The organism is Aquisalimonas sp. APHAB1-3, assembly GCF_048323695.1.
Lineage (GTDB): Bacteria > Pseudomonadota > Gammaproteobacteria > Nitrococcales > Aquisalimonadaceae > Aquisalimonas.
The window spans coordinates 275,605-291,118 of record NZ_JBLWFT010000002.1; the positions used below are offsets into that span (position 1 = coordinate 275,605).

The following is a 15,514-nucleotide window of genomic DNA, read 5'->3' on the forward strand; positions in this document are numbered from 1 at the left end:
CGACGGGTCAGGAGCCGTCGGTGAGCTCGTCCGGCAGGGAGTCCCGGATGTCTTCCGGGGCCGGCCCCGGGGCACTGTCCGTGCCGTCAGTGTCCGGGACGTCGGTGACCCCGGGGCGGCCGCGGCCCATAGCGGCCAGCTCGCCCAGTGCCTCCAGGGCGGGCGCACTGCCATTGCCGGCGGCGCGGCGGATCCACTCCAGGGCGCGGTCCTCGTCCCGCTGGACGCCCTGGCCTTCGAAGTACATGTAGCCGATAGTGTACTGGGCGTCCGGGTTGCCTGCTTCCGCCTCGGTGATCAGGCGCTCGAACGCTGTCCCGTAGTCGCCGGCGACATAGGCCTGGCGTCCCTCCTCGAAGCGTTCAGATGGCGCCGTCGACTCCGTGCCGGCGCAGCCTGCGAGCAGCAGAGCGGCGAGCAGGACAGCCACTGATTGTCGCATCCGTGTGAACTCCTGTCGGTCAAGGTTTCAGGCAAGGCGGGTTGCCAGGGTGACGCCGTCGCCAATGGGCACGACGCTGACGTCCACCCGCGGATCCCGCGCCAGCGTCTCATTGAATCGCCGCAGCGCGGCGGTGCTCTCGCGCCGGTCGTCCGGATCCGCCACCTGGCCCGACCACAGGACGTTGTCCACGACGATCAGCCCGCGCGGCCGGACCAGCTCCAGAGCTCTTTCGTAGTAGACGTCGTAGCGTTCCTTGTCGGCGTCGATGAACGCGAAGTCGAAGCTACCCGCATGGCCGTCGTCGATCAAGCGGTCCAGCGTCTCCGTGGCGTCTCCCAGGCGCAGTTCAATGCGGTCCGCCACTCCGGCGGCGTCCCAGAAGCGCCGGGCGTCGGCGGTGCTGACCGGGTCGTTGTCCAGGGCCAGCAGACGTCCGTCCTCGGGCAGCGCCTCCGCCACGGCCAGCGCCGAGTAGCCCGTGAACGTGCCCACCTCCAGTGCCCGGCGAACCCCCATGGCGCGGGCCAGCACGCGCATGAAGCGCGCCTGCTCGAGACCGATCCGCATCTGCGGGGCATCATACTCCGCAGTACGCTCACGTAGCATCCGCTCCACGGCCGTCTCGCCGGGCAGGATGGAGAGCAGGTAGTCGTGCAGGCGGCTGTCGAGATTGAGTGTCTGCTCGGTCATGGTGTTGCAGCCTATTCGTTTATCAACCAGAGTTTCCCGCGATGGCGGTCAGCCGGGCAGCGTCCCCCCGCAGTGCGGAACGAGAATGTGATGGCTAAGGCAGAAACCTGGCCGCAGCCGCGAGAGACTGGCGCAATCCTGGCAATGTAACCACGTTGCGGCGTGCACATGTAGAGGCGAATTCAGGTATGGACTCCTTGGACTTGCCGCGGGGGCGTGCCCTGCGGGTCCTGCAAATCACGGACACGCATCTGTACGGCGATGACGGGCGTCTGGCGGGGGTCGATACCGAAGCCACATGCCGGGCGGTCGTTGATGCTGTGCGCTACCAGCATACCCCGGCCGATTTGCTTCTGCTCACCGGCGACGTGGTCCACGACGGCGCAGAGCGGCCCGAGTCCGCCTACAGGGATGCCAAGCGCCAGTTCGACGCACTGGGTGTGCCCGGGCTGGTGATTCCGGGCAACCATGACGATGCCGCCCGGCTTGCCCGCACCTTCTCCAGCGGTCATGTGCAGCGGCGCCACGCGCTGTTGGCGGGGGACTGGCTCTGTGCCATGCTCGACTCCTCCCTGCCGGACGCCGTTAGCGGTCACGTCTCCGACGACCAGCTTCGGCAGCTCGATGACTGCCTGTCGGCGCACCCCGACCGTCACGCGCTGGTCTGCCTGCACCATCAGCCCGTGCCGGTGGGGTGCAACTGGATCGACCGGATCGGCCTGCGCAACGGCGAGGATCTGTTCGCGGTGCTGGACCGGCACCCCTCCGTTCGCGGCGTGGTATGGGGGCACGTCCACCAGGAATATGATGCCTGGCGCAATGGCGTGCGGTTGCTTGCGAGCCCCAGCACCTGCGTGCAGTTCCACCCCGACAGTGACGACTTCCGCATCGACCCGCGACCGCCGGGCTATCGCTGGCTTGAACTCCAGCCCGACGGCGGACTGGCCACGGGGGTTGTTCGCCTCAGTGACGTACCGGCCGGGCTTGATCTGGGCCTGCCCGGGTATTGATGCAGCTCAGCCGCTCTCCCATTTGCCATGACTCGCCCGACCATGGACGATAGCGGTACCGGGTCGTACCGGACCGATGCCCGGACGCGGAGGGGGCATGTCAGCAATGGACGCGAACCGTACCGAGAACGGGAACGAGATCGAGCGGCTGAGGCGCGAGCTTGCGGCCGTGCGGCAGCGGCTCGAGGAAGAGGTGGCGTACCACCGGGGCCAGGTTGAAGCCACCCGCCAGCGCGTGGAATCGGAACACCTCCGCGCCCAGGCTCAGGAAGTGGCGCGGCGGCGGGAACTGGAAGAGGAACTTAGCCGCGCCAAGGCGGAATTGCGCGAGGTCAGGGAACAGAGCGAGCGCCTGCAGCGCCGGTACGATGCGCTGAATCAGCAGTCTCTGCAGCAGGAGGAAACCGCGCGCTCCAGTGCCGAAGAGCAGCTGGCGCAGATGCGCGCGGCGGCCCGCTCCGCATGGCAGAGTGCCGAGGAAGAGCTCGGCGCCATGGAGCGCGATCTCGCTGAGGCGCGCCGGGCGCTTGCCGAGGAGCAGGAGCGCACGCGGCAGCTTGAAGAGACGGTGGCAAGCCTGCAGGGGCTTGATGATGGCAGCGGGAGCGATCACGAGTCCGCACTCCTGGATGAGCTTGCGGCGCTCAAGAAGGCGTTGAGCCTCTCGGAGCGCAGCCGCGAGCACGCCAACAAGCGCACCGTGCGATTGGCGGAGAAACTGGTGGCGATCCAGGCGGAGCAGCGCCTGCGCGAAGAAGGGGAGTCTGTCGAGCCTCCCGCCGATGGAGCCGCCCGCGTTGGCGCCGGCAACCCGGTTCCCGTGGATCTCAGCGAGGCCAATGCCGTCCTCAGCGCGTCCCAGGCGTCGGAGGGCGGCGGCGATGACGTGGGCGCGGTGGTGCCGGCGGCGTCGCGCTCCCTGGAAGCCGACCTGGCCGACGAGTTCCGCGTCATCCAGGCCGATCGGTCACTGGACCGCAGCCGGCTGGAGCGTCTGGAGGAGCAGGTCAGGGATCAGGAGCGGGAGGATGCGCGCCGGGAGCGGGAGCGCCAGCAGCACCCTCGACCGCCGCAACCTTCGGCCGCTGCGGCGACGCAGGAGCCCGCCCGGCAGGTGGCCCGGGAGCCGGTCGGCAGCGAGGCGCCGTCTCCCGGGTCGTCCGCGCCCGAGGCGGCGGACGCACCAATGCGCCCCCGCCGCTGGCCGTCGGTGCTCGCTCTGGTCGTGCTGGTCGGCTTACTGGCTGCGGGGAGCGCCTGGTTTCTCGGCGTTCTCCCCTGATACGGCGAGGGTTTGGTCGAGGGGGTCAGATTTCGATCATCTCGAAATCGGCCTTGCCGGCTCCGCACTCGGGGCAGACGAACGTATCGGGAATGTCCTCCCAGCGGGTGCCGGGGGCGATGCCTTCATCGGGAAGGCCGTCTTCTTCCTCGTAGATCCAGCCGCAGACCACACACATGTAAGACTTGTATTCCATGATTCCTGCCCTGATGCCTGTGTGAACGAGGGCGTTACTCTACCTGTTCGCCTGGCGGGCTCCAATCCCGCAACCGGGAGGTTGTCGAAACCATGGTTGATGCAGGCGCCGTACGTGGCCTTTACGCCATTACTGATGCGACCCTGCAGCCGGCGGAAGCGCTGCTGGAGCGTGCCGAAGCGGTGCTGCGTGGCGGTGCCGCCGTGCTGCAGTACCGTGACAAGAGTGCGGATGCAGTACGGCGCCGGCGCGAGGCGGCCGCCTTGCTGGCCCTGTGCCGCGATTACGGCGCGCTGTTCGTGGTCAATGACGATGTTGATCTGGCCCTGCGCGTCGGTGCGTCGGCAGTGCATCTGGGTCGGGACGACGCCGGCCTGCGGGCTGCCCGCGCCACGCTGCCATCAGGCGCGCTGATCGGCGTCTCCTGCTACAACTCGCTGGCGCGGGCGGACGCGCTGGCGGCGGCGGGCGCTGATTATCTGGCCTTTGGCCGCGCCTATCCGTCGCCCACGAAACCCGACGCGCCACCGGTCAGCCAGGAGACCCTGGCCGCGGCCGTGGCGCGCTACCGGCAGCCGGTGGTGGCCATCGGTGGCATCACGCCCGACAACGCCGCGCCGCTGGTTTCCCTGGGCGTGGATGCGGTTGCCGTCATCAGCGGCGTGTTCGCCGCCGCCTCGCCGGAGCGCGCCGCCGCACAGCTGGCCGCGCTGTACCGCTGATCACCCCGTACGGCTGGTACACTGGCGGGTATCAGGTATTGCGTCATTCACCGACTACTCCAGCGGGAGGATCGTCAACCCATGAAACACTCCGAGACGCTGTTCCAGGCCGCGAGCCAGCATATCCCCGGTGGTGTGAACTCACCCGTGCGCGCGTTCCGGGGCGTTGGCGGGACGCCGGTGTTCATGCGCCGCGCCCAGGGCCCGTACCTCTACGATGAGGACTATCAGCGCTACGTGGATTATGTCTGCTCCTGGGGGCCGATGATCCTCGGCCACGCCCACCCGGAAGTGGTCGAGGCGGTGCAGCAGGCGGCGGCACACGGGCTCAGCTTCGGCGCGCCCACCGAGGCCGAGACGCGCATGGCCCAGCAGATCAAGGTGCATTTCCCGTCCATGGAAATGCTGCGCATGGTCAGCTCCGGCACCGAGGCCACCATGAGCGCCCTGCGGCTGGCCCGCGGCTATACCGGGCGCAACAAGATCATCAAGTTCCAGGGCAACTACCATGGCCACGTGGACGCCCTGCTGGTGAAGGCGGGGTCCGGTGCGCTGACGCTGGGCAACCCCACCTCGCCGGGCGTTCCAGAGGCGGTGGTGGCCGACACCATCACCCTGAGCTACAACGATCTGGACGCGGTGAAACAGGCGTTCACGGAATACGCCGACGAGATCGCCGCTGTCATTCTGGAGCCGGTCGCCGGCAACATGAACATGGTGCCGGCGGATGCCGCGTTTCTGCAGGGATTGCGGGATCTGTGCACCCGCAACGGCAGCGTTCTGATCTTCGACGAGGTGATGTCCGGTTTCCGGGTCCACCTGGGCGGCGCCCAGGCCCGTTACGGCATTACCCCCGACCTCACCTGCCTCGGCAAGGTCGTCGGTGGCGGCATGCCGGTAGGGGCCTTCGGCGGCCGCCGGGAGATTATGGAGCACCTCTCGCCCCTGGGAGGCGTCTACCAGGCGGGGACGCTGTCGGGGAATCCGGTGGCCATGGCCGCAGGCCTGAAGACCCTGGAGGTGCTGTCGCGCCCCGGTACCTTCGAGGCGCTGGAGGCCACTACCCGGGTGCTCGCCGACGGCTTCCGCGAACGCGCCGAGCGCGCAAGCATCCCGCTGCAGGTCAATCACATGGGCAGCATGCTCGGCCTGTTCTTCACCGAGGACGGCCCCGTGCGCACGTATCAGCAGGTGGTGGACAGTGACACCGCGCGCTACGGGCGGTTCTTCCACGGCATGCTGGAGAACGGTGTCTATCTGGCCCCGGCGGCGTTCGAGGCCAGTTTCGTGTCCACGGCGCACGATGCCGACGTGGTGGAGCTGACCCTGGACATGGCCGCCCGGGTGATGCAGCAGCTCGGCGACTGACCGGGGCGGCTATTCCGGCAGGCGCAGCTGGGGCAGCAGCTCCTGCAGCGCCTGCAGCCGCTCAAGCGGATCGTTCATCGCCAGGAGCTGCTGCTTGCGTTCCAGGGTGACGGGCATCAGCTCTGCCAGCCGGCCGCCCAGCCACTCCGCGTCTCGGTCGCTGCGGGTGCAGTGCTGGTAGCCCAGGCTGTTCATGGTCATGACCCGGTCCAGCAGCTCGACGATGTCGTCCGGCTGCGGCGGCAGGCTGATCCGGTCGGGGTTGGGCAGAGTGAGAATGTCAGCCATTCGGAGCCGGTTCGGGGCCAGCCACGTGTCGGTAATCTCGAAGCGGTCCCCTCCCAGGGCCAGAATGGCGAGCAGGCCGTCCCTGCCCTGTTCCCAGTCAACGATGCGCGCCAGCGTCCCCAAGGGGTGGGGGGTGGATGCACCGCCCACCTCCCGGCCCTCGCGGATCAGGCAGACGCCGAACGGCGAATCGGTGCGCAGGCATCGGCTGATCATGTCCAGATAACGCGGTTCGAAGATGCGCAACGGGATCGGGCCGCCGGGGAACAACACCGTGCGCAGCGGGAAAATGGGAATGTTGTGCAACGTCTCCGGGTGGCGCTCGCTCATCACCGTTATCCGCTTGGTTCGCCCCAGCGGGGCATCAGGTCCTGCGGGATCTCCAGATGGTCCAGGATCCGTGCGACCACGAAATCCACCAGATCCTCGATGCGCTCGGGGTGATGGTAGAACCCCGGGCTCGGCGGCATGATGGTTGCGCCTGCCCGGCTCAGCCGCAGCATGTTCTCCAGGTGAATGGAGGAAAATGGCATCTCCCTCGGCACCAGAATCAGTTCCCCGCGCTCTTTTAGAATGACGTCCGCTGACCGTTCGATCAAGTTGTTGCTGGTGCCGGCGGCCAGGGCGGCCAGCGTGCCGGTGGTGCACGGGCAGATCACCATTCGTCGTGGTGCGCCCGAGCCTGATGCGCACGCCGCCGTCCACTCGCTCTGGCCGAGCACCTGCAGTTGTCCCTCTCGGGCGCCGTAGCGCTCAGACAGATAACGCACCGCGTCGCGGTTGCGTCCGGGCAACTGCTCATCTGTCTCCAAACCGATGACGACCCGTGCCGGGTCGGAGATGAGCAGTTGCACAGGGCGATCCGAGGCCAGCAGGCAGGCTAGCAGCCGCAGCCCGTACTGGGCGCCCGAGGCGCCGGTGAAGGCGAGAGTGACGCCATGGTCGCGCAGGGTCATGTTCGCGCTCCCGAGTCGGTGGCGGCATGCCGGCTGGCGAGCGCCTGGAGCAGGCGCTCGTGAATGCCGCCGAAGCTGCCGTTGCTCATGACCACAATAGTATCGCCCGGGCTGGCATCGGCGACGATGCGCGTAACAAGGGTGTCCAGATCGTCGGACCAGTCGGCGGGCGCCTCCATGGCGGCCACCAGTTCACTGACTGACCAGTCGATGCCCTCTGGCTGGAACAGGAACACACTGTCCGCCGCCGTCATGGCCGGCGCAATGGCGGCGCGCTGGGTGCCCAGGCGCATGGTGTTCGAGCGCGGCTCCAGCACGGCGAGCAGGCGCCCCTCTCGCGCCGGTTTCAGCGCTTCCAGGGTGGCACGGATGGCGGTTGGGTGATGGGCGAAGTCGTCCAGCACGCGAATGCCGCTGACCTCGCCCCGCAGTTCCTGACGCCGGCGCATACCGCGGAAGCCGGGTAGCGAGGCGAGCCCTTGGGTGATGGGTACACCGGCGTGCCGGGCCGCCAGCAGCGCCGCCAAGGCGTTGCTGGCATTGTGCCGGCCGTGGAGGTGCCAGTCCAGCAGGCCATGGCCGGTCTCGCCCTCGGCGACGGTGTGGCCGCCGTCGTCCGGCACTAGATGCCAGCCATGCGGGTCATCCATCGCTTCCAGCTCGCTCCAGCAGCCCAGGGCGAGCATGTCGCGCACCCCGGCATCCTGCAGCGGGGCGATGATGCGCCCATTGCCGGGAACGGTGCGCACCAGGTGGTGAAACTGCCGCTGGATGGCCTCCAGGTCCGGGAAAATATCCGCGTGATCGAACTCCAGATTGTTCACCACCAGCGTCTGCGGGCGGAAATGGACGAACTTCGAGCGCTTGTCGAAAAAGGCGCTGTCGTACTCGTCTGCTTCGATTACGAAGAACGGGCTGCTACCGAGCCGGGCCGAGACATCGAAGTTGCCCGGCACTCCGCCGATCAGGAAGCCGGGGTTCAGTCCGGCGTCTTCCAGCAGCCAGGCGAGAATGCCGGCCGTGGTGGTCTTGCCGTGGGTGCCGCTCACCGCCAGGACCCAGCGCTGCTGCAGCAGGTTGTCAGCCAGCCACTGTGGCCCCGACGTGTACGGAATGCGGCGTTCCAGCACCGCTTCCACCAGCGGGTGACCGCGTGACAGGGCGTTGCCGATGATGACGCAGTCCGGGGCGGGGTCCAGTTGTCCCGCGTCGTCGTCCGGGGTGACGGCAATGCCCTGGGCGGCGAGCAAGTCGCTCATGGGCGGATAGATGCCGCGATCCGAGCCGGTGACCCGGTGGCCAGCTTCCCGGGCGAGCAGTGCCAGGCTGCCCATGAACGTGCCGCAGATTCCGAGTATGTGTACGTGCATGGAGCGCTCGTCTCTTCGCAGGTGGGTGTTGGCGTCAGGCCCCGCCGTTCAGGAACAAGGATAACAGCGTATACAGCACCGCAACGGCGATCCCGCCGCTGACGGGGATGTCCAGCGCATGCCGGAAGATGTGCCCCTTGATGGCGATACTCCACAGCCACAGTGCCAGCAGGGCGAGCTGAAGCGTCGGCGCCTCGCCGCCGGCAGTGGCGAGCAGCAGCGGTGTGGCCGGAATCAGCAGCAGAAGGTCGGTGCCGAACAGCGCGGAGGCGGTCTGTGTGAAACGGCTGGGCAGCTGGCGGAGCCGCAGCGCCAGCCATGTGAACAGCAGCGCGAAAGCCGTTGCGAAGGTCACTTCCACCGCCACCGGGCCGGCGGCTCCCAGCTGTTCCAGCACCAGAATGCTGGCGCCCCAGCCGAGGGCGATCAGTACTGCCAGGATCGACGTGGCCGCAGGCATGTCCTGGGGGCCCGACTGGAACAGGCAGATGCGCAACAGCGTGCGAAACAGGTCGGTCATGCAGACTCCCTCCGGCGGCGGCTTTCGCAGCCGGATTCTACCCGCCATCGGGGTCGGTGTGTCAGGCCATTGCGGCAACCGATTGGCCGGCCGGGATTTCGGTATCGTGACTGTTTGAGCTATCCTTGCGGCGCTTTTTCACCACCGCGACAGATCAATCCAGCGAGGACCAGTCCATGCCTCCGAGGAACGCCTTCTACGCTCAGTCCGGCGGCGTCACCTCCGTCATCAATGCCAGCGCCTGCGGCGTGATCGAGACCGCGCGCCAGCACCCGGATCAGATCGGCAACATCTATGCGGGCCGCAACGGCATCATCGGCGCGCTCCGGGAAGACATGATCGACACCGGCCAGGAGCCCGCCGAAGCCATCGCGGCACTGCGTTACACGCCGGCCGGTGCCTTCGGCTCCTGCCGTTACAAGCTCAAGGGCCTTGAGGAAAACCGGCTCGAGTACGAGCGCCTCATCGAGGTGTTCGCCGCGCATGATATCGGCTACTTCTTCTACAACGGTGGTGGTGACTCCCAGGATACGGCACTGAAGGTCTCGCAGCTGGGAGAGCGCATGGGCTACCCCATCACCTGCGTCGGTATTCCCAAGACCGTGGACAACGACCTGCCGGTGACCGACTGCTGCCCCGGCTTTGGCACCACGGCCAAGTACGTGGCGGTATCGACCCTGGAGGCGGGTCTGGACGTGCGCTCCATGGCCGAGTCGTCCACCAAGGTGTTCGTACTGGAAGTGATGGGGCGGCACGCCGGCTGGATTGCCGCCGCCGCGGGGCTGGCTGCCGACCACTCCGGTGATCCGCCCCACGTGATTCTCCTGCCCGAGGTGGCCTTTGACCGGCAGGCGTTCCTGGACCGCGTGCGCGACAGCGTGGATCGCTTCGGTTACTGCGTGATCGTGGTCTCGGAAGGTCTGCGCGACGCCAATGGCGGGTTCATCGCCGACAGCGGCAGTCAGGACGCCTTCGGCCACACGCAGCTGGGTGGTGTCGGGCCGGTGATCGCGCAGATGTGCAAAGACGAACTGGGTCTGAAGTATCACTGCGCGGTGGCGGACTACCTGCAGCGGGCCGCCCGCCACATCGGCTCGAAGACAGATGTGGATCAGGCCTACGCCGTGGGGCGCGCGGCCGTGGAAATGGCGATCGAAGGGCGGAATGCCATCATGCCCACCATTGTGCGCAAGGCCGACGACCCCTATCAGTGGGAGATCGGGGCCGCGCCGCTGAGCGATGTCGCGAACGTCGAGCGCAAGCTGCCCGCCGAGTACATCACCGAGGATGGATTCGGCATTACCGATGCGGCCCGTCGCTACCTGCGGCCCCTGATCCAGGGTGAGGACTACCCGCCGTATCGCGACGGTCTGCCCACATACATCACCCTGAAGAATGTCTCCGTTCCGCGGCTGCTGGGCACGCCGTTCGATATCTGACGATTTCTGTACAATGCGCCTCAATCCGCGGCCGGCCAAGGCCGTGGACCACAGTCACAGCCAAATGCGAGGGGGTTCAACATGAACGTGGACAATATCCCGGTGGGCAAGTCGGTGCCCGACGATATCAACGTCATCATCGAGATTCCGCAGAACGCGGATCCGGTCAAGTACGAAGTGGACAAGGACAGCGGCGCCCTGCTGGTGGATCGCTTCATGGCCACAGCCATGCACTACCCCTGCAACTACGGTTACGTGCCGCACACCCTCTGCGGCGATGGCGACCCGGCCGACGTGCTGGTGATTGCGCCGTTCGGCCTGGTGCCCGGTTCCGTGATCCGTTGCCGCCCCGTGGGTGTTCTTGAGATGACCGACGAGGCCGGCGAAGACGCCAAGATCATCGCCGTGCCGGTGAGCAAGCTCTCGCCGCTGTACGACAACGTCCAGGAACCCTCGGACCTGCCGCCGATCCTCCTCGAGCAGATTGCGCATTTCTTCGAGCATTACAAGGACCTGGAGAAGGGTAAATGGGTCCGTGTGGACGGCTGGAAAGGTGCAGACGCGGCCCGCCAGGAGCTGCTCAGCGCCGTCGAGCGCCACAACTCCGGCGCCTGAGGCCCTTTCGGGCGTGCAATCCGTGCCCACTTGTGGTGCGATGGAGTTAAGTCCAGTGCGCGGAATGGAATTCCGCAGGGGTGGACACGGATTGCAGCAGGCCTATAATCGGTGCGTTATTGCAGTGCACCAAGGCGGGGGTGGCAATTGAATTATTGCGCCCCCGGTCGCGGCAACCGGATAGGCGGGGTGAGCTTCATGGCGATGGCTGAGGTCATGGGCAAGCAGCGTCTCGAAGAGGAAAACCGGGTCTATCGCTCCACCGGAGGGGTCAGCGAGAACAATCGCTGCCTGGGTTTCCGACCGGCGTTCAAGGACGCCGAAACGGGCACGGTTTACCCGTCGCTCAACGCCAGGGGGGCGCCTTGTCCGTTCCACTGCCTCGATGGCCTGCCCCCTGAAGTCGTGACCGAGCGCAGCGATTCCGGCCAGGTGACCTGCGTCAAGGCCTCGCTCGAAGCCGGGTTCGAGCGCCAGGGCGAGTTCTTTACCCGGGCGCAGGCGGCGGATCTGGTCGCGCGCGGCGAATAGGGATCATCCATGCATCATCGTCAGATCCGGTGCACGCTGCCGGCGGCAGCCTGTGCGCGAGCCGAATCCATACTGCTGGATCGCGGCGCCCACTCCGTGACCTTTCAGGATCCGGGCGGAGAGCCCGTGCTGGAGCCGGATCTCGGGACGAGTCCGCTATGGCAGGACGTGGTCGTTCTGGCGCTGTTCGACGGGGATGCCGACCTTCCAGGGATTCGTTCCGGCATGGAGCACGCCCTGGGGGCCGGCACCATCGACGCATGGCGCGAAGAGACTCTGCCGGACCAGGACTGGGAGCGGGCGTGGATGGATACCTTCGCACCCATGCGCTTCGGCTCCCGTTTGTGGGTCTGTCCCAGCACCCACCCGCCGCCGGAAGCGGATGCGGTCAACCTCAAGCTGGACCCGGGGCTGGCGTTCGGCACCGGCACCCACCCCACGACCGCACTGTGCCTGGGCTGGCTGGATGCGCAGCCGCTGGCGGACACGCGTGTCCTCGATTACGGTTGCGGTTCCGGCATACTCGCTATTGCGGCGCTGTTGCTGGGTGCCCCGGAGGCGCACGGAGTGGACAACGATCCGCAGGCCCTGCTGGCCAGTCGCGAGAACGCCGAGCGGAACGGGGTCTCGGACCGGCTGCACCTGCTGCGCCACGATGAGCCCGATCCGCCGGTGGCAGACCTGCTGGTGGCCAATATCCTCTCGGGTATCCTGATCGACATGGTGCCGCGGCTAATGGCGCTGGTGCGGCCCGGAGGTCGTGTGGCGCTCTCCGGTATCCTGGAGCAGCAGGCCGACACGGTGATCGCGGCCTATGCGCCACAAGTGGCGTTCGAAGCGCCCCGGTTCCAGGATGGCTGGACGCTGTTGACCGGGGTGCGGCGCGACACCTGAGAAGGCTGGCAATTCGGCGAGGACCGCCATGGGGCATGCTCCGAAGGTTTCCATGTACACGCAGTGCCCGACCTGTGCCACCGTGTTCCGCATCGACGACGAACTGTTCCAGGCCGACGGCACGGTGCGGTGCGGTTACTGTCTGCAGACCTTCGACGCCCGCCGCCGTCTCGCCATGGACCTCCCGGACAGCCTGGCTGTCCTGATTCCCGAACCGGAGCCTGAACCGGAGCCTGAACCGGAGCCCGAACCGGAGCCCGAACCGGAGCCCGAACCGGAGCCCGAACCGGAGCCCGAACCGGAGCCCGAACCGGAGCCCGAACCAGAGCCCGAACCAGAGCCCGAACCAGAGCCCGAACCAGAGCCCGAACCAGAGCCCGAACCAGAGCCCGAACCAGAGCCCGAACCAGAGCGGCGTGTGTTCCGGCCGCGTCGCCAAATCGACTGGGTGTCCGGGCCCGTGGCGGTGGTTCCCGGCCGGGACGGGCGCTCGTCACTGCAACTCGACCCCCACGCGGCCGCCCGGCTCGCCGACGACTGGCAGGAACTCGCACGACTGGAGATCGAAGCCACCGAGCATGACGCCGCGCGTCGTCGGCGGTCCCGCGGGGTGTGGCTGGGCGGCATTCTGCTGCTGGCGCTCGCGCTGGGTCTTCAGGCTGTCTATGTGCAGCGCGACACGCTTGCGGCCGACCCCCGCTGGCGACCCGCCCTGGAAGCACTGTGCGCGGTGGCGGGATGCGAGTTGCCCCTGCCCCGTGACGTCGACCGCATCCGTCTCGTTCGCGGGCAAGTGAGCGATCATCCCGAGCGCGATGATGCCCTGGTGGCCACTGCATCGCTGGTGAACGAGGCGGCGTTCCGTCAGCCATTCCCTTTGCTCCAGCTATCCTTGTTGAATGATAATCAGGATGTCGCCGGGGAGCGGTGGTTCCACCCGAGCGACTATCTCGGCGATGCGGAGTACGCCGAGCGGTGGCAGCAGGGGATGCCGCCGAACACCCCGATCCGTGTCAGGCTGGTGCTGGAAGATCCGGGCAGCGGCGCACGGCAGTATTTGTTCCATCTCCGTTGACGCTCGCCCTACGGGCCGGACCGGCATTTGTCGGTGCTGGGGTTTGGGGTATCATGCTGCCCTTCTTGTCACCGGGCACGCCCGGCTGGTCGCGGCACAGAATCCAGGATACGGACGCAATGAGCGAGCAGGTCAGTCGATTGCAGCAAGCCGATACCCACGCCGAGGAAGAGGTCGGGGTCGGCCCGATACGGGCCTGCGTCGATACGGCTGTGCGCGACTACCTTCGCCAGCTGGACGGGCACGACTGCACTGACATCCATGCGCTGGTGCTCGCGGAGGTGGAGCCGCCCCTGCTGCGCGCCGTGCTTGATCACTGCCAGGGGAACCAGACCCGTGCCGCCAGGCTCTTGGGTGTCAACCGCGGTACCCTGCGCAAGAAACTGCTCCAGTACGACATCCAGACCTGAGCCGATCCGGCTCGGCATGATTCGTTATACTGACGCCCCGCTTTCATCTCCTTATCCGCGAGGTTACCGCTCACCATGACTGACTCCAGTCCCCGTCCCGTTCGCCGTGCACTGATCAGCGTCTCCGACAAGACCGGTATCGTCGAGTTTGCCCGGGCCCTCGCAGTGCGGGGCGTGGCGTTGATCTCCACCGGGGGCACGGCGCGCGCACTGCGTGAGGACGGGCTGGAGGTGCAGGACGTCTCCGACGTGACCGGATTCCCGGAGATCATGGCCGGGCGCGTGAAGACGCTCCACCCGAAAGTGCACGGCGGCCTGCTCGGGCGGCGCGGCACGGACGAGCCGGTCATGGACGAGCACGGCATCGCCCCCATCGACCTGCTGGTGGTCAATCTCTACCCGTTCGAGGCGGCCGTGGCGCGTCCGGACTGCAGTTTTGCCGACGCTGTGGAGAACATCGACATCGGTGGCCCGGCCATGTTGCGGGCGGCGGCCAAGAATCACGACGGCGTTGCCGTGGTGACCGACCCGGCAGACTACGATCGGGTCCTGGAAATGCTCCGGGAACAGGATGCCCTGGACTTCGGGCTGCGTTTCGAGCTGGCCGTGAAAGCCTTCGAGCATACCGCCGGTTACGACGGCGCCATTGCCTCTTATCTGGGGCGCCTCAATGAGCGCCTTGAGCCGGAGGGCCACTCGCGCACCCTGAATCTGCAGTTCCACCGGGTCCAGGAGATGCGTTACGGCGAGAACCCCCATCAGTCGGCGGCGTTCTACCGTGAGCGCGCCCCCGCGGAGCCCTGCGTGGCAACGGCCCGGCAGCTGCAGGGCAAGGCGCTGTCGTTCAACAACGTGGCAGACACCGATGCGGCGCTGGAGTGCGTAAAGCGGTTCTCCGAGCCCGCCTGCGTCATCGTCAAGCACGCCAACCCCTGCGGTGTGGCGGCGGCCGCTGATCTGCGCACTGCCTACGACCGCGCCTTCGCCTGCGACCCGACGTCGGCGTTCGGGGGCATCATCGCGTTCAACCGGCCGCTGGATCCCGACACGGCCCGGCTGATCGTCGAGCGGCAGTTCGTGGAGGTGATCATCGCCCCGGACGTGGCCGACGGTGTCGCCGATATCGTCGCCGCGCGCAAGAACGTCCGCCTGCTGGTCTGTGGTGAGTGGCCCGCGGAGCGCCAGGGACAGCAGGATTACAAGCGGGTGACCGGCGGCCTGCTGATTCAGGACAGCGACATCGCGGTGGTCCCCGATTCGGAGCTGAAGGTGGTCTCGCAGGTGCAGCCCGATGCGGCAACCCTGGCGGACCTGCGTTTCGTCTGGGAGGTGGCGCGGTTCGTGAAGTCGAACGCCATCGTCTACGGCCGTGACGGGCAGACCGTGGGCATCGGCGCGGGACAGATGTCGCGGGTCTGGAGCGCCCGGCTGGCACGGGACAAGGCGCTGGACGCCGGGCTGGAGGTGCAGGGTGCGGTGATGGCGTCCGACGCGTTTTTCCCGTTCCGGGACGGTATTGACCAAGCGGCGGAGGCTGGTGTCCGGGCGGTGATCCAGCCCGGCGGCTCCATGCGCGATGACGAGGTGATCGCGGCGGCGGACGAGCACGGCATTGCCATGGTCTTCACCGGCATGCGCCATTTTCGGCACTGATCGGCGCAGCGGTCATTGGCAGAGAACCCACACAACGGGGAGCGCATTGA

General features: G+C 67.2%; 18 protein-coding genes. 11 read left to right on the top strand and 7 right to left on the bottom strand.

The window, feature by feature from the left end:
* Positions 1-7 precede the first annotated feature (7 nt).
* Together ACNSTU_RS06525 and ACNSTU_RS06530 are read right to left on the bottom strand one after the other, a co-directional pair.
* The gene (locus ACNSTU_RS06525; RefSeq protein WP_290631549.1) at positions 8-442 is read right to left on the bottom strand and encodes a tetratricopeptide repeat protein; all 435 of its coding nucleotides are present in this window, start codon (positions 440-442) and stop codon (positions 8-10) included.
* A gap of 27 nt (positions 443-469) precedes the next feature.
* The gene (locus ACNSTU_RS06530; RefSeq protein WP_290631550.1) at positions 470-1,135 is read right to left on the bottom strand and encodes an O-methyltransferase; all 666 of its coding nucleotides are present in this window, start codon (positions 1,133-1,135) and stop codon (positions 470-472) included.
* A gap of 188 nt (positions 1,136-1,323) precedes the next feature.
* Between ACNSTU_RS06530 and cpdA the strand changes: the two genes are divergently transcribed.
* Positions 1,324-2,145 carry a 3',5'-cyclic-AMP phosphodiesterase gene (gene cpdA / locus ACNSTU_RS06535; RefSeq protein WP_290631552.1) on the top strand — a complete coding sequence of 274 codons (822 nt, stop codon included), beginning with the start codon at positions 1,324-1,326 and terminating at the stop codon, positions 2,143-2,145.
* Positions 2,146-2,242: 97 nt separating this feature from the next.
* Positions 2,243-3,427, top strand: a complete 1,185-nt coding sequence (locus tag ACNSTU_RS06540) for a hypothetical protein (RefSeq protein WP_290631554.1) — start codon at positions 2,243-2,245, stop codon at positions 3,425-3,427.
* A 25-nt stretch (positions 3,428-3,452) separates the two neighbouring features.
* Here ACNSTU_RS06540 and ACNSTU_RS06545 read toward each other — a convergent pair whose 3' ends face one another.
* A complete protein-coding gene (locus ACNSTU_RS06545) occupies positions 3,453-3,623 on the bottom strand; it encodes a rubredoxin (protein ID WP_290631556.1) in 171 nt (56 codons plus the stop codon).
* Between the two features lie 92 nt (positions 3,624-3,715).
* On the opposite strand from ACNSTU_RS06545, the gene thiE reads away from it, so the two are divergent.
* Together thiE and hemL are read left to right on the top strand one after the other, a co-directional pair.
* Positions 3,716-4,345 (top strand): thiamine phosphate synthase, encoded by a 630-nt coding sequence (thiE, locus tag ACNSTU_RS06550; RefSeq protein WP_290631558.1) that lies wholly within the window; start codon positions 3,716-3,718, stop codon positions 4,343-4,345.
* Between the two features lie 81 nt (positions 4,346-4,426).
* Positions 4,427-5,713, top strand: coding sequence for a glutamate-1-semialdehyde 2,1-aminomutase (hemL, locus tag ACNSTU_RS06555; protein WP_290636710.1), 1,287 nt, complete (start codon positions 4,427-4,429; stop codon positions 5,711-5,713).
* Positions 5,714-5,722: 9 nt separating this feature from the next.
* Here the strand turns inward: hemL and ACNSTU_RS06560 are convergent, their stop codons facing one another.
* Genes ACNSTU_RS06560 through ACNSTU_RS06575 form a run of 4 tightly spaced genes read right to left on the bottom strand, consistent with a single transcriptional unit; the run spans position 5,723 to position 8,847 of the window.
* Positions 5,723-6,331 carry an LON peptidase substrate-binding domain-containing protein gene (locus ACNSTU_RS06560; RefSeq protein WP_290631562.1) on the bottom strand — a complete coding sequence of 203 codons (609 nt, stop codon included), beginning with the start codon at positions 6,329-6,331 and terminating at the stop codon, positions 5,723-5,725.
* Positions 6,332-6,336: 5 nt separating this feature from the next.
* Positions 6,337-6,957, bottom strand: a complete 621-nt coding sequence (locus ACNSTU_RS06565; RefSeq protein WP_290631564.1) for a flavin prenyltransferase UbiX — start codon at positions 6,955-6,957, stop codon at positions 6,337-6,339.
* Complete coding sequence (mpl, locus tag ACNSTU_RS06570) at positions 6,954-8,327, bottom strand: UDP-N-acetylmuramate:L-alanyl-gamma-D-glutamyl-meso-diaminopimelate ligase (RefSeq protein WP_290631566.1); 1,374 nt, start codon at positions 8,325-8,327, stop codon at positions 6,954-6,956. The genes ACNSTU_RS06565 and mpl overlap by 4 nt, the downstream gene beginning before the upstream one ends.
* 34 nt (positions 8,328-8,361) lie before the next feature.
* Positions 8,362-8,847 carry a hypothetical protein gene (locus ACNSTU_RS06575; protein WP_418212185.1) on the bottom strand — a complete coding sequence of 162 codons (486 nt, stop codon included), beginning with the start codon at positions 8,845-8,847 and terminating at the stop codon, positions 8,362-8,364.
* 176 nt (positions 8,848-9,023) lie between these two features.
* Between ACNSTU_RS06575 and ACNSTU_RS06580 the strand changes: the two genes are divergently transcribed.
* The 7 genes from ACNSTU_RS06580 (at position 9,024) to purH (ending at position 15,464) form a co-directional block, all read left to right on the top strand.
* On the top strand, positions 9,024-10,286 hold the full coding sequence (locus ACNSTU_RS06580) for a 6-phosphofructokinase (protein ID WP_290631570.1): 1,263 nt from the start codon (positions 9,024-9,026) through the stop codon (positions 10,284-10,286).
* Between the two features lie 81 nt (positions 10,287-10,367).
* Entirely contained in the window at positions 10,368-10,901 is a 534-nt protein-coding gene (ppa, locus tag ACNSTU_RS06585; protein ID WP_290631573.1) for an inorganic diphosphatase, read from the top strand.
* 198 nt (positions 10,902-11,099) lie between these two features.
* Positions 11,100-11,432, top strand: coding sequence for a hypothetical protein (locus tag ACNSTU_RS06590; RefSeq protein WP_290631575.1), 333 nt, complete (start codon positions 11,100-11,102; stop codon positions 11,430-11,432).
* A gap of 9 nt (positions 11,433-11,441) precedes the next feature.
* Positions 11,442-12,326: a 50S ribosomal protein L11 methyltransferase gene (gene prmA / locus ACNSTU_RS06595; RefSeq protein ID WP_290631577.1), complete on the top strand. Its 885-nt coding sequence runs from the start codon at positions 11,442-11,444 to the stop codon at positions 12,324-12,326.
* 52 nt (positions 12,327-12,378) lie between these two features.
* Positions 12,379-13,401, top strand: coding sequence for a DUF3426 domain-containing protein (locus ACNSTU_RS06600; RefSeq protein WP_418212186.1), 1,023 nt, complete (start codon positions 12,379-12,381; stop codon positions 13,399-13,401).
* Positions 13,402-13,520: 119 nt separating this feature from the next.
* Positions 13,521-13,811, top strand: a complete 291-nt coding sequence (fis, locus tag ACNSTU_RS06605; RefSeq protein WP_290633755.1) for a DNA-binding transcriptional regulator Fis — start codon at positions 13,521-13,523, stop codon at positions 13,809-13,811.
* A gap of 75 nt (positions 13,812-13,886) precedes the next feature.
* Entirely contained in the window at positions 13,887-15,464 is a 1,578-nt protein-coding gene (gene purH / locus ACNSTU_RS06610; RefSeq protein WP_290633757.1) for a bifunctional phosphoribosylaminoimidazolecarboxamide formyltransferase/IMP cyclohydrolase, read from the top strand.
* Positions 15,465-15,514: the final 50 nt, after the last annotated feature.